The sequence below is a fragment of the Chitinophaga polysaccharea genome (assembly GCF_902150045.1).
Classification (GTDB): domain Bacteria; phylum Bacteroidota; class Bacteroidia; order Chitinophagales; family Chitinophagaceae; genus Chitinophaga; species Chitinophaga polysaccharea_A.
Map to the genome: position 1 here is coordinate 743278 of NZ_CABFVU010000004.1, position 21502 is coordinate 764779.

17 protein-coding genes are annotated in these 21502 nt (G+C 48.7%); 11 read left to right on the forward strand and 6 right to left on the reverse strand.

What is annotated here, in order from left to right; genetic code table 11:
* The first annotated feature begins 2 nt into the window (after positions 1-2).
* From FN124_RS27620 to FN124_RS27635, 4 genes are all read left to right on the forward strand, one after another.
* A complete protein-coding gene (locus FN124_RS27620; RefSeq protein ID WP_142688008.1) occupies positions 3-992 on the forward strand; it encodes a GlxA family transcriptional regulator in 990 nt (329 codons plus the stop codon).
* A 5-nt stretch (positions 993-997) separates the two neighbouring features.
* Complete coding sequence (locus FN124_RS27625) at positions 998-1438, forward strand: SRPBCC domain-containing protein (protein WP_142688009.1); 441 nt, start codon at positions 998-1000, stop codon at positions 1436-1438.
* A 121-nt stretch (positions 1439-1559) separates the two neighbouring features.
* Positions 1560-4184 carry a glycoside hydrolase family 2 protein gene (locus FN124_RS27630; protein WP_142688010.1) on the forward strand — a complete coding sequence of 875 codons (2625 nt, stop codon included), beginning with the start codon at positions 1560-1562 and terminating at the stop codon, positions 4182-4184.
* A gap of 159 nt (positions 4185-4343) precedes the next feature.
* Entirely contained in the window at positions 4344-4817 is a 474-nt protein-coding gene (locus tag FN124_RS27635) for a GNAT family N-acetyltransferase (protein WP_142688011.1), read from the forward strand.
* Here FN124_RS27635 and FN124_RS27640 read toward each other — a convergent pair.
* The 3 genes from FN124_RS27640 to FN124_RS27650 form a co-directional block, all read right to left on the reverse strand.
* Entirely contained in the window at positions 4809-5897 is a 1089-nt protein-coding gene (locus FN124_RS27640) for a mechanosensitive ion channel family protein (protein WP_142688012.1), read from the reverse strand. The two genes, FN124_RS27635 and FN124_RS27640, sit on opposite strands and share 9 nt — an antisense overlap.
* A gap of 92 nt (positions 5898-5989) precedes the next feature.
* A complete protein-coding gene (locus FN124_RS27645) occupies positions 5990-6592 on the reverse strand; it encodes a short chain dehydrogenase (protein ID WP_142688013.1) in 603 nt (200 codons plus the stop codon).
* Between the two features lie 11 nt (positions 6593-6603).
* On the reverse strand, positions 6604-7272 hold the full coding sequence (locus FN124_RS27650; protein ID WP_142688014.1) for an NAD(P)H-dependent oxidoreductase: 669 nt from the start codon (positions 7270-7272) through the stop codon (positions 6604-6606).
* Between the two features lie 95 nt (positions 7273-7367).
* On the opposite strand from FN124_RS27650, the gene FN124_RS27655 reads away from it, so the two are divergent.
* Complete coding sequence (locus tag FN124_RS27655; RefSeq protein WP_142688015.1) at positions 7368-7733, forward strand: winged helix-turn-helix transcriptional regulator; 366 nt, start codon at positions 7368-7370, stop codon at positions 7731-7733.
* Between the two features lie 179 nt (positions 7734-7912).
* Here FN124_RS27655 and FN124_RS27660 read toward each other — a convergent pair whose 3' ends face one another.
* The gene (locus tag FN124_RS27660) at positions 7913-8377 is read right to left on the reverse strand and encodes a YMGG-like glycine zipper-containing protein (RefSeq protein WP_142688016.1); all 465 of its coding nucleotides are present in this window, start codon (positions 8375-8377) and stop codon (positions 7913-7915) included.
* Between the two features lie 64 nt (positions 8378-8441).
* Complete coding sequence (locus tag FN124_RS27665) at positions 8442-8903, reverse strand: GNAT family N-acetyltransferase (protein WP_142688017.1); 462 nt, start codon at positions 8901-8903, stop codon at positions 8442-8444.
* Positions 8904-9144: 241 nt separating this feature from the next.
* Between FN124_RS27665 and FN124_RS27670 the strand changes: the two genes are divergently transcribed.
* On the forward strand, positions 9145-10755 hold the full coding sequence (locus FN124_RS27670; RefSeq protein WP_142688018.1) for a glycoside hydrolase family 43 protein: 1611 nt from the start codon (positions 9145-9147) through the stop codon (positions 10753-10755).
* A gap of 6 nt (positions 10756-10761) precedes the next feature.
* Here the strand turns inward: FN124_RS27670 and FN124_RS27675 are convergent, their stop codons facing one another.
* A complete protein-coding gene (locus FN124_RS27675; protein WP_142688019.1) occupies positions 10762-11796 on the reverse strand; it encodes a LacI family DNA-binding transcriptional regulator in 1035 nt (344 codons plus the stop codon).
* Positions 11797-12013: 217 nt separating this feature from the next.
* Here FN124_RS27675 and FN124_RS27680 point away from each other — a divergent pair, with 217 nt between their 5' ends.
* From FN124_RS27680 to FN124_RS27700, 5 genes are read left to right on the forward strand one after another with little or no spacing between them, the layout of a single operon-like run.
* On the forward strand, positions 12014-14971 hold the full coding sequence (locus FN124_RS27680) for a SusC/RagA family TonB-linked outer membrane protein (RefSeq protein ID WP_142688020.1): 2958 nt from the start codon (positions 12014-12016) through the stop codon (positions 14969-14971).
* Between the two features lie 17 nt (positions 14972-14988).
* Positions 14989-16629, forward strand: coding sequence for a RagB/SusD family nutrient uptake outer membrane protein (locus tag FN124_RS27685; RefSeq protein WP_142688021.1), 1641 nt, complete (start codon positions 14989-14991; stop codon positions 16627-16629).
* Positions 16629-18860 (forward strand): glycosyl hydrolase family 28 protein, encoded by a 2232-nt coding sequence (locus FN124_RS27690; RefSeq protein ID WP_142688022.1) that lies wholly within the window; start codon positions 16629-16631, stop codon positions 18858-18860. Before FN124_RS27685 ends, FN124_RS27690 begins: the two co-directional genes overlap by 1 nt.
* Positions 18850-20022 carry a glycoside hydrolase family 88/105 protein gene (locus tag FN124_RS27695; RefSeq protein ID WP_142688023.1) on the forward strand — a complete coding sequence of 391 codons (1173 nt, stop codon included), beginning with the start codon at positions 18850-18852 and terminating at the stop codon, positions 20020-20022. The genes FN124_RS27690 and FN124_RS27695 overlap by 11 nt, the downstream gene beginning before the upstream one ends.
* A 7-nt stretch (positions 20023-20029) precedes the next feature.
* A complete protein-coding gene (locus FN124_RS27700) occupies positions 20030-21493 on the forward strand; it encodes a tagaturonate reductase (protein ID WP_142688024.1) in 1464 nt (487 codons plus the stop codon).
* Positions 21494-21502: the final 9 nt, after the last annotated feature.

Below are 21502 nucleotides of genomic sequence, written 5' to 3' on the forward strand. Positions count from 1 at the left end.
GTATGATACATATTTCCATCTTGGTTCCCCTGGGGCATACCAGTTTAGTTAACATCGAAGGCAGCTACCAGATCCTGACAGATATCAATAACTTCCTCGCTGAAAAAGACCGGGAACCAATGTTCCAGGTGCAGCTGGTAGGGCTGAAGACCGAAGTAAGCCAACGTAACCGCTTATTCACCATATCACCGGAAGTGCTGATAAACGAGGTGAAGAAAACAGACCTGGTCATTATTCCTTCCCTCCACGGGGATCAGGCTAAGGCTGCGGAGCTTAATAAGGACTTTATTCCCTGGATCCGGGAGCAATACCAGCAAGGTGCTTCTGTTGCCAGCCTGTGCCTGGGGGCTTTTTTCCTGGCTGCCACAGGATTGCTCAAAGGAAAACAGTGCGCTACCCATTGGAAAATGGCAAAGGAGTTCAGGACCATGTTTCCCGACGTACAGCTGATGGACGACAGGATCATCACGGAAGACGATCGCATTTATACCAGCGGCGGCGCCTATTCCTATCTTAACCTTATTCTTTACCTGGTAGAGAAATACGCAGGCAGGGATATTGCCATCCTCACCGCCAAAGCATATGCCATTGATATAGACCGCCAGAGCCAATCGCCCTTCATTATTTTTGAAGGACAAAAAGCCCATAACGACGAACCTATCCTCAAAGCCCAGCAGTTTATTGAATCCAGCTACCAGGATAAAATTACGGTGGAACAACTGTCTGATATGTCGGCCATTGGAAGAAGGACCTTTGAGAGAAGATTTAAAAAATCAACCGGCAACACGGTGGTGGAATATATTCAGCGCATAAAAATAGAAGCGGCGAAGCGCGATTTTGAAACCAGCACAAAGAATGTAAACGAAGTGATTTACGACGTGGGATATGTTGACACCAAAACATTCCGCACCATGTTTAAAAAAGTAACGGGACTCACTCCTTTGGAGTACCGGAATAAATACAATAAACAAATCATGAACCCTGTAAATTAATGATCATGGAAAAATCAACATTTAAAATTACAATCGATGCCCCACGTGAAAAAGTATGGGAAGTGCTTTGGGGAGATCCTTCCTATCAGGAGTGGACAGCCGCTTTTGCCGAGGGATCCAGAGTGGAAACCAACTGGGAAAAAGGAAGCAAAGTTTTATTCCTGGGTAACGACAACCAGGGAATGGTAGCCCGTATTGAAGATAAAGTGCCTAATGAATACATGTCGTTTCAGCACCTTGGTGAAATAAACAATGGAGTGGAAGATCTTACCAGCGATAAAGTGAAAGCCTGGGCAGGCGCTTATGAAAATTATACGCTTACTAACGTTAACGGCAAAACGGAGTTGGTGGTAGATATGGACCTCAATGATGACTACAAAGATTATTTTGGTAAAACCTGGCCACTGGCGCTGGACAAGGTAAAGGAACTGTCCGAAAAAAAGTAATCCGGCTTATTGTATGAATGGGCATTTTCCGCCTCTCAACGGGAAATACATGTTTTGATCCCGGGTACGGTTGTGTTATCTTTGCGGCAGTGAACAACTACTGGCCGTAAAATAAAGCACTATGTTTCGGAAATCAACAATCTTCTGCCTGCTGTCCTTATCTTTTTTGGGATTATCAGCACAGGAAAAATATGAGCTCAACAGCGGATGGCAATGCGGTAATGTTGCCGGCGTAAAAGTTACCGGTCAGCAACTCTCAGACCCGGAGTATGCCCTCTCCGGCTGGACGCCGGCAACCGTGCCGGGAACGGTGCTCACCACCCTCCTGGATAATAAACTGGTGCCGGATCCGATGTATGGCATGAACAATGAAAAGATCCCGGATATTTACCACATCGGCCGCGATCATTATACCTATTGGTTTGTAAAGGACTTTGCAGAACAGCCAGCTACCGGCGACGCCCAGGTATGGCTGCATTTCAGAGGGGTAAATGATGGCTGCGATATTTACCTGAATGGTCATCGCGTTAATAAAACCACTCATTACGGTGCTTATCTCCGCCAGTCCTATAACGTTACCCCCTTCCTGGCAAAGAACGGGAAAAACCGCCTCGCCGTTATTGTATATCCACCACAGTTCCCCGGCAATCCAAACGGAGGCCAGGGTGGCGATGGCACTATTGCCAAAAACAACGGGCCGCAGTATACGGCAGGGTGGGACTGGATCCAGCCCATGCGCGACCGCAATACCGGGATATGGGATAAGGTGACCATAGAAAAAACAGGCGCCGTACGGATCAGGGATCCGCATATTATTACCCGTGTGCCCGGCGTCCGTAAAACGGAAGGACCGCAGGCGCCCGTTACCCTGATGGTGGGAGCGGACCTGGAAAACGCCACTGCCAAAAGCATCTCCGGCACTTTACAATATACCCTGGCAGGCAACCGCATTACCAGAAAAGTAACCCTGCCCCCGCATGCCACTACCACCGTGCAGCTGCCGGACCTGCTGCTGAAACAGCCGAAGTTGTGGTGGCCGGCCGGCTATGGCCCTCAATCATTGTATCAGCTGCAGCTGCAGTTTGTAAACAACGGAAAAACAGATGATAAAGAAGACGTGGAATTTGGCGTCCGTGAAATCCAGACGTATTGGAACACGCATACCGGCAGCCGCGAAGTTGCAGTGAACGGACAGAAAATATTTATTAAAGGTGGCAACTGGATCACTTCTGATGCCCTGTTCCGCTTTACCAAAGAAAGATATGATGCGGAAGTACGCTTCCACCGCGATATGAACCTGAACCTGATCCGCATCTGGGGTGGAAGCCTGACGGAAAGACCTGAATTCTACGAAGCCTGCGATAAATACGGCCTGCTGGTGTTCCAGGACTTCTGGATATCCGGTGATTGTAACGGCAGATGGCAGGATCCGATGAAGAAGGAGGACCAGTGGACCCGCCGGAAATATCCCGATGATCATTCCCTGTTCCTAGAAAGCGTGGCCGACCAGGTGAAAATGTTACGGAATCATGCATCTCTCGCTTTCTGGTGCGGAGGTAATGAAATTACGCCTCCGGCAGATCTGTTTGCCGCTATGAAAGACTCCATTATTCCAACACTGGATGGCACCCGCTATTTCTTCGATTACTCCAACTCAGACAGTATGTCGTACAATACTATTGGCGGCAACGGCGACGGCCCCTATGGTATCCAGCCCCTGTCTACCTTCTGGAGCACCCGCACCTTTCCGTTTAACTCTGAAGTAGGCTCCGTAGGTACCGGCGACTATGAATCGCTGGAAAGATTCCTGCCCGCCGAAAACCTGGTACCACCCGATCAGCAAACCGGTAAAACCGATGCAGTATGGGATTATCACAAATATATTTCCTATAACAAAGCCGTGGACCCGTATGGAAAAACAAACGATCTGCGGGACTGGGCCAACAAGGCGCAGCTGGTGAACTACGACCAGTACCGCGGCCTCATGGAAGGGTTCAGCTCACATATGTGGGACTGGTATACCGGCGTGATCATCTGGAAAACGCAAAATCCATGGACGGCCCTGCGCGGACAGATGTATGATTATTACCTGGATCCCAACGCCTGCCTGTACGGCACCCGTAAAGGAGCCACACCCCTGCATGTAATGTACGATCCCGATGGAGGCATGGTGATGGCCGTGAACAATACATTCCGGTATGCGCGCGACCTGATGCTGGAGCTGAAAACTTTTGATATGCAGGGCCACGACAGCCTGCTCACACAGGTGTTTGTAGAAGTAGGCCCTGCCACCGTGCAGCAATTCATGAACATGAAACCCATGCTTGACAAGCTCCGGGCGCAACAGGGTGTCTTCTTTTCCCTGCGTTTGCTGAATGCAGCCCGGCAGGTGGTAGATGAAAACCTGTACTGGTTGCCCGATGCCAGGGGAAACTATTCCGGGCTGGCACAAATGCCGGCAGCAGCAGTAAAAGTAACCGCTGTGAAAGCCGGCGCCGACAGTATCCGTGTTACCATCAGTAATCCCGCAGGTGGCCCTGTGGCGTTCTTTAACCGTATATCGCTGGTGAACGCACAGAACAAGAAAAGGATCTTACCGGTATTTTATAGCGATAATTATATTTCCGTTTTACCCGGTGAAGAGAGATCTGTCAGCATCAGTGGCGGCGCCACCGCCACCAGCAAGGATGCAGAGGTGGAAATTTATGGTAACAATGTAAAACGGCAGTATATCGCTATTCAATAATGCATTTTATTACAGGCATCTGTTTATACAGATGCCTGTTTTTTTTGTATATTCATTTTGTTAATCTGTTCCCTGAAACCTGTTGTAGCTGTTGCCCGGGGACCCGGTTTGTAAGTAAGTACCTATTATTCCAATTTATACCGACAAAATTACTCAGTGATGACCACCCTCCAGGAAGAAACAACTATCCGGAAATTAGCCTCAAATGAGAAGATGCCCTACGACCTTTTGCTGCTGGCCGATCCATCGGTAACAATGATCAACAGTTACCTTCCTTTCAGCGATGTATATGTGCTTGAACAAAAGAAACAGGTAATTGCTGCTTATGTACTTTTGAAAGACAATGATGCGATGGAAATCAGGAACATCGCGGTGAACCCGGCGCACCAGGGCAAAGGCCTGGGAAAGATGTTATTGCAGGATGCCGCGCAGCGCGCCAGGGCAGACGGCTTCAAAAAGCTTTGCATTGGCACGGGCAACTCCAGCATTGCGCAGTTGTACCTGTACCAGCGGCAGGGATTTGAAATTTCTGCTATCCGGAAAAATTATTTTACCACGCATTACTCTGAGCCCATTTATGAAAACGGTATTCAATGCAGGCACATGATCGTGCTGGAAAAATGGTTAGGCTGATAATGGCCGGCTATCCATGTCTTCCATAATGGCCCTGGTTTTTGGCAGGCTGCCGGGATAATTTTCCCTTATAAATTCTACCAGGTTTTCGCGGATATAACACCGCAGGTCAAACGCATTCCCTGAATTGGAGGAGCTCATCAGTGCCCTCACCTCAATAGTGCGCTCGCTGGTATTCGTTACCTGCAGCGCCTTTGCGCGCCTGTCCCACAGCGGGGACGTCTCAAGTAATCTTTCAAATTCAGCCCTTACCTGGTCTACCGGCACGGTATAATCAAGGTAAAAGAAAGCCGTGCCCAGTATTTCAGAACTGTTACGGGTCCAGTTCTGGAAGGGTTTCTCTATAAAATAATTGATCGGCAAAATCAACCTGCGCTGGTCCCATATGCTAAGCACTACATAGGTAAGCGTAATTTCCTCCACACGTCCCCATTCGCCTTCCACTACCAGCACATCATCTATACGTATGGGTTGTGTAAATGCCAGCTGGAAGCCCGCCAGCAGGTTACCAAGTGATTTCTGCGCGGCAAAGCCAATGATGATACCGCCAATGCCCACACCGGTAAGAAGCCCTGCACCCAGTTTACGCATGCTGTCGAAGCTGAGCAGGATCACGCAGGCAGTGAGCACCAGGATCACCGCAATAGATACTTTCCTGATAAACTGCAGCTGGGTGCGTATTTTCCGCTCTTTCAGGTTATTGGCTTTTTTCAGATCATAGGTATGGTATACGTAATCTTCCAACACTTTAATGGCGCCTATCACTAATGCCGCGAAAGAAAGTGTAAGCGCTATTTCTGCCACTTTGTTCAGCACCGGCACATATTTGGGAGGCACCCGCATCAACGGGATGGCCATGTTGAGCAACAGTAAGGGCAGGAAATAGTTGAAAGCTTTTCCTAAACGGAAAAGGATACTGCGTATCAGTGAAAAGTCCTGATGTGTTCGTACTGATTGCCGTAAGAAGATCGATAACAGATATTTGATCAGCCATCCTGTAACGACTGCAATGCCTGCCAGTATAAGGTTCCATAGGAAATCAGGCAGGTGATCCGCATATTCTATGAGTTGATTCCACATGCGCGCCTTGCCTCAAACATGATGCCGTTATGATCCTTCAGTCATTAATTTACCATTAGAAAAACAGCTATTACGCAGCTTGCATTTTGTGTTTATTCGTGCACCCGTATAATCTGACCATTAACTACTCCTCCCACACTTTTCAGGTAAGCATTCACCAGCTTCTGCATGGGCACCGGGTTAAAGCCTGGGAACAAATGTGCAATAGCGCCTGCAGAATCGGCTGCCAGCCCGGGGCTTACGGTATTGATGCGGAGATCTCTTTTTAATTCAGTGGCCGCCGCTATCGTAAAGCTGTTGATGGCCCCGCTTACCAGCGAGCCCGCGGCCGCGTCCCTGGCTGGCTCATCGGCCAGTATGCCGGAGGTAAGCGTGAAGGAGCCAGCGTTATTCAGATAGTGTTGTCCGATGAGGACTACATTTACCTGCCCTAATAACTTGGATCGGATGGCTGGCAGTAAACCTTTTTCAGAAAGTGTCTGAAAGCTTTCCATGCCGGAAGAGCCGGCGGTAACAATCACCGCATCCAGGCCGGGAGCGGCTTTGTACATATTTTCGATAGACGCGGCATCTGTAATATCCACCTGTATATCGCCGCTGTTGCGGCCTGCGCTGATCACTTCATGTGTTGCCAACAGCCTTTCCTTTACCCTGCTGCCAATGGCGCCGGTGGTGCCTATGATAAGTATTTTCATAGCAGATCAACTTAGTATGCTGTTACTTCAATAGTGGCTTCTTCTGCAATATGGGTGAGCCTTAATGCCCATTGCTCCAGGGCTTCGGCGCGTTCTTCCGGTGTTAGCCGCACCGGGCCGTAGATCACCTGTGGCTCCAGCACGGAGAAACCTGTGAATTGAAATATGCCCCTGTGAATAGGTTTCAGCAGCACGTCCAGGTCCCCATGTAAACCGCCGGGAAGGTACGCATTTTCCGGTCCGCCGGTAGTGAGGGAAAGCATGGCTTTTTTCCCGGTATAAATACCGGTTTCATAAATGTGCCCGTCGCCATACGACGTGCCCATGGCAAACACCCGGTCTACCCAGCCTTTGAGAATGGCCGGAACACTGAACCACCAGAGGGGAAATTGCCAGATCATCACATCACACCAGGCTACTTTTTCCTGTTCAGCTGCAATATCGGCCGCAAAGCCGTGTATACGCGAGGCATGTTTTTCTTCCAGTTGTTGTTTGAAAAAAGCATCATCGTATACACTGGTGAAATTAGTCCTGTCGGAAATGGGGTTAAAGGGCATGGCATAGAGATCGGATGTTTTCACCTCATGGCCTGCTTTCTGCAATGTGGTAATTGCTGTATGAAACATAGCACCGTTCATACTCTTTGGCTCAGGATGCGCATATACCATCAGTATCTTCATAAATTGTTTTTTGATAACTGCGGACAAAATTATTTCACGAACATTACATTTGTATTTTTGCAGCCTATTGTATGCAACACACAAAATTGTAAGTAATGGCAAAGCGTAAGGAAACGTCTACCAATCACATAAACCGCGAGAAGATCTCAGGCGTGTGCGGAGTGGCCCATGCCATTGATATCCTGGCCGGCAGATGGAAATTATTTATCCTGTATAAGCTGGTGAACAGAACGTTGCGTTTCAGCGAGCTGAAAGAACATATTCCCAATATTACCGATCGTATGCTCACGCTTCACCTGCAGGAGCTGGAGGCGGAGGGGCTTGTTAGCCGGACCGTTTATGCTGAAGTGCCGCCCAGGGTAGAGTACAGTCTCACCGAAATAGCTGCGCGGCTCATCCCCGTATGGGACCAGTTGAATGAGTGGGGGCATCAGCACCGCAACAGCCGGTTACAGCGATAACGTAGCAGCGTTACCGTTATTCTCCAAAGTAATGGCAGCAGGGAGTATTGTAGGAAAACCAGTTCCATCCTTCTTTTACGACGATCAGCAATCCATTATCATCTCCCAGTGCTGTAAACTGTATCATAAAAAAACGGCGTACCCGTAAGGATACGCCGTTTCTTTATGATTGCCTGTTATTACTGGGCTGATTGTTTCTTTTTATGGTCTACAATGGCGCCTGTACCAGCACCAACACCGGCGCCGATCAGGGTGCCTATAGCAGCGCCTTTCAGGCGGTCTTTGTTAACGATGGCACCGGTTACTGCACCAGCGCCAGCGCCAACTACGGCGCCTTTTGCTGTATGGCTCCAGGATTTCCAGCCCTTTTTCTTAACAGGGGTGGGAGCGGGAGCTTCTGTATTGGTTACCACGGGGGCGGCTTCATTGTTATATTGGGTACCGGCAACGTTTTCACGGCTGTGAGAACGGTTGCTTTTTAACGCATTCATGGAATCTACCACCTGTTGTTTGATGGCATTTACATTGTTCATGGAATCGATGGTGGCTTTCTTTGCACTTTCAATAGCGGCGGCATTATCAGCATTGCTTTTGCACGAGAATAAAACGACTGCTGCTGCTAAGGCTACTAGTATCTGTTTCATGGTTCTAATTCTTTACCCCGCACCTGTCGAAAATTGTGCCATTTTTCTGCGGAGCCGCTGAAACTCAGATGGGCAGACGCATTTCTACCAGGAGTTGCCGGAAACCTACCTTTTCATAGGCTTTTACAGCGGGCTGATTAGTGGCATACACCTCCAGGCGCATTTCTGCAATGCCCTGTGATTGTGCCCATGTTTTCAAACCGTTTATGATCAGCCTGTTTACCCCTTTCCCACGCCAGGCGGGAACCACATACATAAATCCCAGATAGGCGTACCGGGTAAATATCAGATAAGGCTTGGCATTTTCAATACGCGCATAGCCCGAGCCAATTAAGCGGCCTTCTGCTTCGGCTACCAATAGCTCAATATGTGGTGCGGTGATCATGGCAGCTATATCGTAGTAATGTATAACGCCTTCTTTTAAAGTAGGATCAAAAGGACGTTCAGCGGCGATGACGCCTTGCTCAAAATCCTGTAATACAGGTAAATCGGCCTGGGTGGCTTTACGGATAATAATTTCTTGCATGGTTTTCTAAATAAACTGATGTTACAAATATCAGTTATTATTCCGTTGTCCGGTCTGTAAATTGTTCATGCCCCGTAACCGGTAATGCATCAGGTACCCCTTTTGCCGGGAACGATTGCATAAATAATACGCTGCGTTTGCAAGCCGTTTACTATTTTGACCATCGCAATATCAGTCATGTTATGAAACAAGCGTCTCTGTAAGGTATATGCCTGGAGAATAAGCGACAATTAATTTTTTTATGAAGATAATTACCTGTGCATTATGCCTGCTCGCCACCACCGCAATTGCACAATCAAACGGAGATGTTTCCAGGGTATGGATATCAGACAAAGGCGACGGTACCTATAGGAACCCGGTGCTGTATGCAGATTATTCCGATCCCGACGCAATCCGCGTAGGAAATGATTACTACCTCACCGCCTCCAGTTTCGATGCGGTTCCCGGATTGCCCATCCTGCATTCCAGGGATCTTGTGAACTGGCGTATCATAGGGCATGCCTTGCTAAGGCAGCCTCCTTATGATCATTTTGCTGCACCCCGGCACGGCAATGGTGTTTGGGCCCCTGCTATACGTTATCACAACAATGAATTTTATATCTATTATCCTGATCCGGACTTTGGGATATACGTGGTGAAAGCAAAACAGATAACAGGCCCCTGGAGCGTTCCGCAGCTGGTAGTGGCAGGCAAAGGGCTGATTGATCCCTGCCCTTTATGGGATGATAACGGGAACGTATATATGGTGCATGCCTATGCCGGCAGCCGTGCAGGTATCAAAAGCATCATAGTAGTAAAGCAGCTGGATGCCAGCGGCACTAAAGCTATGGATGAAGGCGTAATGGTATTTGACGGGCATGATGATCATCCCACGCTGGAAGGGCCCAAGTTTTACAAACGTAACGGCTATTATTACATCTTCGCACCCGCAGGCGGCGTTGCCACCGGCTGGCAGCTTGTTATGCGCTCTAAGCAAGTATACGGGCCCTACGAAAGCAAAATTGTGATGGACCAGGGAAAGTCGCCCGTAAATGGGCCACACCAGGGCGCCTGGGTGCAAACGCAAAAAGGGGAGGACTGGTTCCTGCATTTCCAGGACCTGGATGCCTACGGGAGGGTAATACATCTCCAGCCGATGAAATGGGTGAACGACTGGCCCGTGATAGGAGTGGATCAAGACAACGATGGAAAAGGCGAGCCGGTGCTGACATTTCGTAAACCCAATGGAGCAGCCCCTCAACCGGTTGCCACGCCACAGGAGTCTGATGAGTTTAACACATCGGCATTAGGGCTGCAGTGGCAATGGCAGGCCAATCCGGCCGCCGGATGGGCATTTCCTTCCGTGACCAAAGGCAGCCTGCGATTATTCGGTGCACAGGTGCCGGACAGCGCCCGTAACCTCTGGGAAGTGCCCAATGTGCTCCTGCAGAAATTCCCGGCGCCGGTATTCCAGGCTACCACAAAGCTTAGCTTCAAACCGCGGCAAACCGGCGACCGTATCAGCTTTCTTGTGATGGGAACAGATTACGCGGGCTTGTCGCTGATCAAAAAGGCAAACGGTGTTTATTTGTCGTACTTCACCTGTAAACAGGCAGATAAAGGCAATGCTGAAACCGTTGCAGAAATAGCAGATATAACGGCAACGGATATATTTTTCCGGGTAAAGGTAACTACAGGCGGCATTTGCCGTTTCAGCTACAGTACAGATGGAAAAACCTTTACTGACACAGGAGAGCCCTTTACCGCCGTTCCCGGCAGGTGGATAGGTGCGAAGATGGGATTATGCTGCAGCCGGGATGTAAAAACAAATGATGCCGGCTGGGCCGATGTGGATTGGTGGCGGGTGGAATAGGACCGGTTATTTTTTCTTCTTTGCCGCCGGTTGTATAAGCAATTCTGAATGTAATACCCTTGTTTCAAATTCTTTCACCGGTCGTTTGCTTTCTATCAGTTGCAGCAACAGCTCGGTGGCTACCTGTCCCATTTCAAAAGCAGGTTGCCGTACAACAGTGATGGGCGCATGCAGCAGCTCAATCAGGTCTGAATTGGAAAACCCGGTAAGGGCTATTTCATCGGGAATTGCTACCCTGGCCTTTTTAAGCGCACGCATACAACCAGTGGTCAGTTTATCCGATGTGGTAAAAATAGCGTCTGGTTTCTGCTTTAATTTAAGCAGCTGGTTCACCGCATCTGTTACTTCAGGAAGCAGCATGCCGCCATGAAAACAATACTTGATCAGCGCCGGCTGCGCCTGGATGCCATGTTTTTCCAATGCGGCCACATAGCCGGCTACACGCTCCCGTGTAATGGAAAGATGAGCGGAATTGGTAATGCATGCAATGCGCCGGTAACCCTGCTGAAGCAGGTGCATAGTGGCATTATAGGCGCCCTGGAAATTATCAACCATCACCTTATGCGTGGCAATGTCTTCAATGATCCTGTCAAAAAATACAATCGGAAACCCATACTGGTGCAGTGCTTTGAGATGTGTAAGATCTTTCGTGGCGCTGGACACGGAAATGAGCAACCCATCTATCGACCGTGAAGCCAGGTATTGTAATGTTCTCACTTCTTTCTCAAATGATTCATGGCTCTGGGAAATAATTACCGTATAGCCTTTCTCGTTAGCTACAGATTCGATACCATTGATCGTTTGCGAAAAAAAACTGTTGGCAATTTCAGATACGATCACGCCGATAGACCTGCTCTTCTTCTCTTTTAAACTCAGCGCAATGGGATTGGGATGATAGTTCAACCGCGCTGCATGTTCCAGTACCAGCTGCTTTGTAGCCGCACTGATTTCATGGCTGTCGCGCAATGCGCGCGACACAGTAGAGGTGGACAGGCGGAGCGCCTGTGCGATATCTTTGATGGTTGCTGCTCTGTACTTCATAACGTCTTCCGGACTATGTTTTCCGGCATTCTTATTAGTGGTGAAAGTAACGATTTTTCCGGGAACGATTGCGTAAATAAACTTCACCGTTAGCAAATTGTTCTGTAGACTTGTAACAGCACAACATGGAAGAAAGAGCTCCTGTTTCAACCAATTAAATCACCACGCTAATTATCGCAGAATCTTTATTTGCCATTTAAAATTCACGCCAAACGTTATGAAAAGAATTTATCTCATTTGCTTATTGCTGCTGGGGTTCGGCAGCTGGGCGATTGCACAGACCCGTACTGTAAAAGGGAAGGTCACAGATGCCGCCACCGGCGATCCCTTGCCGCTTGTAAGCGTCCAGGTGAAAGGCACTACCACGGGCACTCAAACAGATGCACACGGAAACTTTGCCTTACAGGTGCCGGAAGGAAAAAAAACAGACCTGTTATTCAGCTACATAGGGTACACAGCAGTTACGCTGGCAGCGGATAATGTTAACATGACAATAAAAATGGAGCCTAACAATAAGAAACTGGATGAAATTGTAGTGGTAGGTTATGGCCTGGTGAAAAAAAGGGATCTCACGGGTGCTGTGGTGTCGGTGAAAGGAGAGGAGCTTAAAAAAGTACCCTCTACCAACGTGATGGAATCAGTGCAGGGAAGGCTGCCCGGTGTGGATATTACCCGCAGTAGCGGCGCAGCGGGTGCAAAAGTAAATGTAACGGTGAGAGGTAACAGATCTATCAGGGCCAGCAATGGTCCGCTGTATATTGTTGACGGTGTGCAGTATGAAAATATACAGGATATCAATCCTAACGATATCCAGTCGATGGAAGTATTGAAAGATGCGTCTTCCACCGCCATTTATGGCTCCCGTGGCGCTAACGGTGTAATTATGGTAACCACCAAACGCGGTTCCTCCGGTAAGCCAAAAGTTAACGTGAGCTCCTATGTTGGTTCCTCAGAAGTAAACGGTTACCCGCGCATGAGTAACGGGCAGGAATATACGGCATTGAAAAGAGAAGCCAACCGTACTACAGGCAGATGGGCCAGCGAAGCCGATGATCCCAAAATATTCAACGCATTTGAGCTGAATGAAATTAAGGACAATCTCTGGGCCGACTATGCTGATCTGTTATTGCATAACGGCTTACAACAAGATTACCAGGCAGGCATCTCCGGAGGATCAGAAAAAACAAAGGTTTATTTCTCCTTCGACTATTTCAATGAAAAAGGATTGCTGAAGCTGGATGATCTCAAACGTTATTCTACCCGTTTGAATATTGACCAGACTATTAACGATGCGATCAAGATAGGTGCGCAAAGCCAGATCACTTACTACGATCAGAGTGCCCGCCGCGATCCGCTTAACCAGGCGAACAAGTATATTCCCCTGGCTATCCCTTATGATTCCGCCGGAAACTTTGTGCTGTTCCCTAACAGTGGCTCGGCCATCAATCCCCTGGCAGATGAGCAACCGAACGCTTACCAGAATAACACCCGTACTACCCGCACTTTTCTCAATGCTTACCTGGAACTGACTCCTTTCAGCGGTTTCCTGTTCCGTTCGAACTTTGGGGTAACACTGGAAAATGCCAAACAGGGTGTATTTGCATCGAAAAACTCTATTGACCGTTCTACTTCCTCTACTTCCCGGTCTCAATCGAACGGCAGTACCCGCCGCTTCCTTAGCTGGGAAAACGTGGCTACCTATACAAAAACAATCGGTGATCATTCCTTTGGTATTACTGGCGTAGCCAGCGTATTATCGGACCAGCGTGATTCCTCAATGATGCAGGGAGAAGGGCAACTGTTACCTTCACAGCTGTACTATGCTTTACAAAACAATGTAAGCGGCATTGCGGTAAGAAGTATGTACCAGTCGAGCAAACTGATCTCCTTTACAGGCAGGCTGAATTATGCCTACAAAGGAAAATACCTGCTATCGCTCACCGGCAGGTCCGACGGATCCTCCAAATTATCGCCGGGCAACAAATGGGCCTTTTTCCCTTCAGTAGCCGCGGCCTGGCGTATCAGCGACGAAACGTTCATGAAGTCGCAGACCTTTTTCAGCGACCTGAAGCTGAGAGTGAGCTATGGCATAGCTGGTAACGATGCGGTGGATCCTTATTCTACCATGAGCTATCTCACCAAAATACCTTTCTCCTGGGATGATACCAATGCTGCTACTGCCTATGCTATCGGCGACCAGGCCGGTAACAAGGGGCTTAAATGGGAATTGTCTGCCACAAAAAATATAGGGCTCGATTTCGGTATTGTTGCCAACAGGATTTCCGGTAGCATCGACTACTATGATACACAAACGAAAGACCTGCTGCTGCAACGTACATTGCCAACTTCTTCCGGCGTAAGCAGCGTAGTGCAGAACATTGGCAAAACCCGTAACAGGGGTATTGAAATAGGTATTAATACAACAAATATATCAACAGGCGATTTCCGGTGGACTTCCAACATCGTGTACTCCCGTAACAAGGAAGAAATTGTTGCGCTGGCAGATGGCAGTACCAATGACGTAGCTAACGGATGGTTTATTGGTTCTCCTGTTAAAGTGTATTATGACTACGAGAAAACAGGTATCTGGCAAACATCAGAAGCAGCCGAAGCTGCAAAGTATGGTTACAAACCAGGTGATATCAAAGTGAAAGACCAGGACGGTAAAGGCACTATCAATACATCCGACCGTGTGATACTGGGCGCACAGGTGCCCAAATGGAGCGGTGGTTTCAATAACGATCTGCGGTATAAAAACTTTGATCTCAATATTTACGTATTTGCCCGCATTGGCCAATGGATCAATTCTGAATATGCAGCGAAGTATGATCCGCAGGGATTGGAGAACAGTGCACCGGTTAACTACTGGACACCTGAAAATCCATCCAACGATTACCCGCGGCCCAATGCCAGTCTTTCGAAAGACGGTACACCTTTCATCAAAACACTGGGATATAAAGACGGCTCTTTCGTGAAGATCCGCAATCTCTCCCTCGGCTATACGTTTTCCGCTGAAGCGCTGAAGTCGATGCACCTGAGCAGTCTTCGTTTATACGTTACCGGTAAGAACCTTTTTACTTTCAGTAAAGTGAAGGATTATGACCCTGAAAGAGGAGGCGATTTGAGTAATCCGCTTACGAAGATGTATGTAGCAGGAATAAATGTTGAGTTCTAATCTTTAAAAACGTAACAATGACACCCAGTATAAATAAATACCTCATCATATTGTACATCGCGGCGGGAAGTCTTGCCGGCTGTAATAAACAACTGGAAGAATACAATCCCGGTGGCACTACCACTGATGCCGTTTATTCCACACCGGAAGGTTTTGAAACGCTGGTAAATGCAGCGTATACCTATAACCGCTGGTGGTATGGGAAGGAAGAAGGATATAGCATCTCCGAAATGGGGACCGATATATGGACCAGCGGCACCGGTGATAAATACCCGGACATGACCAACTATAATAACCTGCAGGCCAGTAATTCCGTGATGAGTGTTTTATGGAAACAACTGTATGCGGCTATCAACCTGTGCAATGCGGGGATTAACCGGATCGATAACGCAGGGCTGCCGGAAGACCGTAAGAAGATACGCGCTGCAGAGCTGCATTTTCTTCGTGCATTTTACTACTGGCATATCGTGGAAACCTGGGGCGGTGTTCATTTCACGCTCACCGAAACATCGGGAGTGGTTACTACGGCTAGCCGTACGCCGGTAGATACATTTTATGCGCAGATCTTCCGCGACCTGGGCGAAGCGGTGAATAACCTGCCCACTACCACATCCGACTATGGCCGTGTTACAAAGCCAGCTGCAGAAGCTTTCCTGGCAAGAATGTATCTCACCCGTGGTATGAACCAGCAGGCCGCCGACCTGGCAGATAAAGTAATTAACAGTTATGGCTATACGCTGCAGCCGAAGTACGCGGATCTCTGGCGTATGGACAACCTGCAGAACAAGGAAGTGATCTGGGCGGTAAATTACATGAAGAACCTTGTGTTTGACGACCGGACAGACGCTACGCTGTTTCCTAACGGGCACTCCCGCGGCGCCAACAACGCGCATATGCTGTTTGCCATGAAATATGATGATTTGCCCGGTATGCAGCGGGATATCCTCAACCAGCGGCCATTTAACAGGTATATGCCTACGCTTTTCCTGTTAAACCTCTTTAATGAAAATGCCGATGCACGTTATGAGGGATCTTTCAAACAGGTATGGTATTGTAATAACCTTAAAACTGCACCGGCAGGCATGAAGCTGGGTGATACTGCTATCTACTGCAGTAAGTATGTGCTGCCTGCTTCCACCAAATACCGGATTTACGACAGGAATGCCGTGTATACAGAAAACGGTGGAGGAAAGGACCGCACCCGTTATGTGTCGTTCTACAAATTTGATGACCCCACACGGGCATCTATGAACGAAGAACAAAGCGCCAGGGATGCATTTATTATCAGGCTTGCCGAAATGTACCTTATTGCGGCGGAAGCGCAGTTTAAGCTGGGCAATTCTTCTAAAGCTGCTGAGTATATTAATGTGATCCGTAAACGGGCTACTATTACAGGGCATGAAGCAGAGATGGTGGTTAAAGCTGCAGACATCAATCTTGATTTTATTCTTGATGAGCGGGCGAGAGAGCTGGCAGGTGAACAGCTTCGCTGGTTTGATCTGAAGCGTACCGGCAAATTGGGAGAACGGATTGCCCTGCATAATCCCGACGCCAAAGCATATTTTCAGTCGTACCACACACTGCGGCCCATTCCGCAGGACCAGATCGACGCCGTAACAAATAAAGATGAATTTAAGCAGAACGATAAATACAACTAATGAAAATTCTTCAGATACTTTTATTATCATTATTGGGACTGGCGCCGGCCGGTCCCAAACCGGTTATATTCATGATCGGCGATTCCACGATGGCAGACAAACCGCTGGAAGATAATCCTGAACGGGGATGGGGGCAATTGTTCTCGCAATTTTTTGAAAAAGATGTTATCATCAAGAACTATGCAGTAAACGGGAGAAGCACCAGGAGCTTTATCGATGAACATAGATGGGATAGCGTGTTAGCGCAACTGAAGCCGGGAGATTGGGTGATGATCCAGTTTGGCCATAACGATGGGAAGATCAGTGATCCCACCCGCTATGCCGCACCGGAAGGAGCTTATAAAACTAACCTGGAACGTTTTGTAAAAGAGGCCCGTGCCAGGGGCGCCCATCCCGTGCTTATTACGCCGGTGGCGCGCCGTAAATTTACTAAAGGAGTTTTGGAAGATACCCACGGCGCTTATCCCGTAGTGGTAAGAGCCGTGGCAAAGGCTACGCAAACGCCGCTGATCGATTTACAGCAAAGTAGTTCGGCATTGTTGAGTAAGGAAGGAGAGGCAGCTACCATGAAAATGTTTCGTACTACGCCTCCGGGGCATTATAACTCTTTGCCACAGGGCATTACAGACAATACACATTTTTCCGCTTATGGCGCTGCTACTATAGCCGCGCTGGTAGCACGTGAAATAAGGGAGAAGAAATTACCATTGGCAGATTACCTGCAACAAACTCCTTTTGAAGGCAAATATGCCTACGAACTACCACAGATCTACGAACCGCATTTCAGGAAAGATACTTTTATAATTACCTCGTTTGGTGCAAAAGCAGATGGTATCACACTAAACAGCAAAGCTATCAACGAGGCCATCAGTGCCTGTAACAGTAAGGGCGGCGGCGTAGTGCTGGTGCCCTCGGGTATGTGGCTCACCGGCCCCATCGTACTGAAAAGCAATGTGAACCTTCACCTGGAAAAGAATGCCGTGTTGCAGTTTACAACCGACTTCGACCAATACCCGCTGATCAACACCACCTACGAAGGGCTGGAAGCGGTGCGCTGCCAGGCGCCTGTTTCCGCCATCAACCAGGAAAATATAGCCGTTACCGGTAGTGGTATCCTTGACGGTGGCGGTGATGCGTGGCGTATTGTTAAGAGGGCAAAGCTCACTGAAACCCAATGGGAGAAGCTGGTGGCATCCGGTGGCCTGGTAGGCCCGGACAGCGCTAACTGGTATCCTACACAATCGTCTTATCGCGGCGCCAATACCAATCAGCCGGGCGTTATCAAGCCAGGTAGCAAAGTAACAGACTACGCTGGTATAAAAGACTTCCTGCGGCCAAATATGGTGAGCATAGCCTCCTGTAAGAATGTATTACTGGAAGGGGTCACCTTCCAGAATTCACCTGCATGGTGCCTGCATCCCCTGCTTTGTGAAAACATCACCCTGCGTGGTATTTATGCCAGGAATCCCTGGTATGCACAGAACGGGGATGGTGTGGACCTTGAATCGTGCCGTCAGGCGCAGATCGTAGACTGCACCTTTGATGTGGGCGATGATGGTATCTGTATTAAATCCGGAAGGGACGAACAGGGACGTAAACGGGGCAAGCCTACCGAAAATGTGATAGTGCAGCACTGCACCGTATATCATGCCCACGGCGGCTTTGTGATAGGCAGCGAAATGTCGGGCGGCGCCCGTAATATTTATGTATCGGATTGCTCTTTCCTGGGTACCGACATCGGGCTGCGCTTCAAAACTGCCCGGGGCCGTGGCGGCATAGTGGAGGATATTTATGCCGCTACCATCAACATGAAGGATATTCCCGGTGAAGCCATCCTGTTTGATATGTATTATGCAGCTAAAGACCCGGTGCCGCTGGCAGGGGAGAAGAGGACCGCCCCACGTGTGGAAACATTGCCGGTAACGGATGCCACCCCGGTGTTCCGCAATTTTTATATGAATAATATTGTATGCAGCGGCGCAAAAAAAGCCGTGTTCATACGCGGACTACCGGAAATGCCTGTACGCAATATCCACCTGCGGGACCTGGTGATAAAGGCAGAGGAAGGCATTCAGTGCCTGGAGGCGGAAGACATACACTTCAATAAAGTGTACCTGCTTACCTCTTCCGGCCAGAAACCGGTGCAAACACGCAATACAAAGCATATTACATTCGATAGTTGCAGTTACCGCGATACTAAAACCCAATCAACAGAAGATCATGCGTTTTAAAACATCATTATTATCCACTGCATTGCTGTTATCAGTTTCACTTGCACAGGCTCAAACCGGCGCAGCCGGGATGGCCGCCACAGTAATGCGTATATGGAGCGATTCGCTGGAAGTACAGCCAGGCAGGCCGGTAAGATGGTCGTACGACCAGGGCGTGGTACTGGAGGGATTCACCGGCTTATGGAAAAGAACAGGTGATCAGCGGTATTTCCGGTACATACAACGGAGTATGGATCATTTTATAGATACTAACGGTAACATCCGTACGTACCAGTTGAAGGACTATAACATCGATAACATTAAAAACGGCCGCGTCATATTAACGCTTTATAAAGCGACTAAAGATAATAAGTACAAACTGGCTGCCGATCTGCTCCGTGAACAGCTACGGCAGCAACCCCGTACAAACGACGGTGGCTTCTGGCATAAGAAGCGTTACCCCTACCAGATGTGGCTGGACGGGCTTTATATGGGCGAGCCGTTTTATGCGGAATATGCAGCCCTTTTCGGGGAAGACAGCGCCTTCCGCGACATTACGCGGCAGTTTGTACTGATGGAAGAGCATGCGCGTGATCCACGCACAGGGTTGCTGTATCATGCCTGGGATGAATCAAAGGAACAGCGGTGGGCCAATAAAACCACGGGGCAGTCGCCAAACTTCTGGGGCCGTGCCATGGGCTGGTATGCCATGGCACTGGTAGACGCACTGGAATACTACCCGTCTGCAGACCCCGGCCGCGACAGTCTTATTGCTATTTTAGACCGTACCGCCGCAGCGATCAGAAAATACCAGGACGACAAAACCGGCTGCTGGTACCAGGTGCTGGATAAAGCCGGCAGCAAAGGGAATTATGTGGAAGCCTCCGCTTCCTGCATGTTCGTATATGCGTTGGCGAAAGGCATACGTCTTGGCTATTTGCCAAAAACTTACCGCTCGGTAGCTCAGAAAGGTTACAATGGTATTCTTAAACAGTTTATCCGTAAAAATCCGGAAGGGGATATAACCCTGGGAGGAACCGTAAGCGTAGCCGGACTGGGTGGGGAACCCTACCGCGATGGCAGTTATGCCTATTATCTCAGTGAAAAAGTGATCGATAATGACGCCAAAGGCGTAGGGGCGTACCTGTTAGCTGCCAATGAAATGGAAACAATGACTAAATAATGAGGATATGAAACTTTCAAAAGAGTTACTGAAACGGCTGCGTGAAAAGGATGAATGGCAGATCCCTGGTGAGGAATATTTTGCCCTGCCGGAAAAAGTACTGCAGTTCGGCACAGGGGTATTGTTGAGAGGACTCCCCTGTTTTTTTATAGACAAAGCCAATAAACAGGGCGTATTCAATGGCAGGGTGGTAGTGGTGAAATCGACAGACAAGGGCAGCACCAAAGCTTTTGATGAACAGGATAACCTTTATACGCAATGTATCAGGGGAATTGATGGGGGAAAACCCGTTTCTGAAAATATTATTAATGCGTCCATCAGCCGGGTGCTTACTGCCACTTCCCAATGGGAGGAGGTGCTTGCCTGTGCTGAAAATCCGCATATGCAGGTAGTGATATCAAATACCACCGAAGTAGGTATTGTGTATACAGAAGAAAGCATTCATGCAAAGCCGCCGGTATCTTTTCCCGGCAAGCTGCTGGCATTCCTGTATCACCGCTATCTCCACTTTAAAGGAGATGTCACTAAAGGAATGGTGATCGTTCCTGCAGAGCTGATACCGGATAATGGCAGCAGGCTCCGTGAGATCCTGTTGCAGCTGAGTAGCTTTAACCGGCTGGAAGAAGGTTTTATAGATTGGCTTACTCATCATAACTACTGTTGTAATTCGCTGGTGGATTGTATTGTGCCCGGTGCAGCAGACCTGGACACCGGTTATGAAGACGGGCTGCTGATCATGACTGAAGTATACCGTTTATGGGCTATTGAAACCAGCAGTGAACAGGTAAGAAAAGTATTATCCTTTAGTGAAACAGATGCAGGAGTGGTGTTGTCGCCCGACATTAACGTGTTCCGTGAGCTGAAGCTCCGGCTGCTCAACGGCACCCATACCCTTAGCTGCGGACTGGCCTTCCTGGCCGGTCATGAAACCGTGAAGGCCGCCATGAATAATGAGGCGATGGCTGCTTACATGGAAGGATTGATGATGCATGAGATCATCCCGGCTATAACGGATATACATATACGTAATGATGCCGCTATCCGTTTTGCAGGGGCTGTGCTTGACCGCTTCCGTAACCCCGCTATTGAGCACCGGTGGTTAAGCATTTGCGCCCAGTATACGGCTAAGCTCAAAATGCGGGTACTGCCGGCGCTGTTGCAATACCAGCGGCGTACGGGACAGGTACCGGCATTGATGGCGTTGGGATTCGCTGCGCATGCTTTATTTATGCGGGGGGGCGACGGGTATACTATTACAGACGAACATGCCGGCTGGTATGCGGAACAATGGAAGCTGCATTCGCCGGAAGTATTGATAAAAACAGCCTTCGGCAACCAGGCTATCTGGGGATTGGATCTCAACACTATTCCCGGGTTTGCACAGCTGGTAACCACCATGTTAAAGGCGTTAATGGAGCAGGGAGTAGCTGCTTACCTGGAAAAGGTAGCAGCGGAAATAACGGTATCGTAAAAATTTTAA

Bases quoted from the DNA above. Each gene is read 5' to 3' on its own strand.
- FN124_RS27620 (WP_142688008.1), top strand. From the start codon at position 3: ATGATACATATTTCCATCTTGGTTCCCCTGGGGCATACCAGTTTAGTT.
- FN124_RS27625 (WP_142688009.1), top strand. From the start codon at position 998: ATGGAAAAATCAACATTTAAAATTACAATCGATGCCCCACGTGAAAAA.
- FN124_RS27630 (WP_142688010.1), top strand. From the start codon at position 1,560: ATGTTTCGGAAATCAACAATCTTCTGCCTGCTGTCCTTATCTTTTTTG.
- FN124_RS27635 (WP_142688011.1), top strand. From the start codon at position 4,344: ATGACCACCCTCCAGGAAGAAACAACTATCCGGAAATTAGCCTCAAAT.
- FN124_RS27640 (WP_142688012.1), bottom strand. From the start codon at position 5,897: ATGTGGAATCAACTCATAGAATATGCGGATCACCTGCCTGATTTCCTA.
- FN124_RS27645 (WP_142688013.1), bottom strand. From the start codon at position 6,592: ATGAAAATACTTATCATAGGCACCACCGGCGCCATTGGCAGCAGGGTA.
- FN124_RS27650 (WP_142688014.1), bottom strand. From the start codon at position 7,272: ATGAAGATACTGATGGTATATGCGCATCCTGAGCCAAAGAGTATGAAC.
- FN124_RS27655 (WP_142688015.1), top strand. From the start codon at position 7,368: ATGGCAAAGCGTAAGGAAACGTCTACCAATCACATAAACCGCGAGAAG.
- FN124_RS27660 (WP_142688016.1), bottom strand. From the start codon at position 8,377: ATGAAACAGATACTAGTAGCCTTAGCAGCAGCAGTCGTTTTATTCTCG.
- FN124_RS27665 (WP_142688017.1), bottom strand. From the start codon at position 8,903: ATGCAAGAAATTATTATCCGTAAAGCCACCCAGGCCGATTTACCTGTA.
- FN124_RS27670 (WP_142688018.1), top strand. From the start codon at position 9,145: ATGAAGATAATTACCTGTGCATTATGCCTGCTCGCCACCACCGCAATT.
- FN124_RS27675 (WP_142688019.1), bottom strand. From the start codon at position 11,796: ATGAAGTACAGAGCAGCAACCATCAAAGATATCGCACAGGCGCTCCGC.
- FN124_RS27680 (WP_142688020.1), top strand. From the start codon at position 12,014: ATGAAAAGAATTTATCTCATTTGCTTATTGCTGCTGGGGTTCGGCAGC.
- FN124_RS27685 (WP_142688021.1), top strand. From the start codon at position 14,989: ATGACACCCAGTATAAATAAATACCTCATCATATTGTACATCGCGGCG.
- FN124_RS27690 (WP_142688022.1), top strand. From the start codon at position 16,629: ATGAAAATTCTTCAGATACTTTTATTATCATTATTGGGACTGGCGCCG.
- FN124_RS27695 (WP_142688023.1), top strand. From the start codon at position 18,850: ATGCGTTTTAAAACATCATTATTATCCACTGCATTGCTGTTATCAGTT.
- FN124_RS27700 (WP_142688024.1), top strand. From the start codon at position 20,030: ATGAAACTTTCAAAAGAGTTACTGAAACGGCTGCGTGAAAAGGATGAA.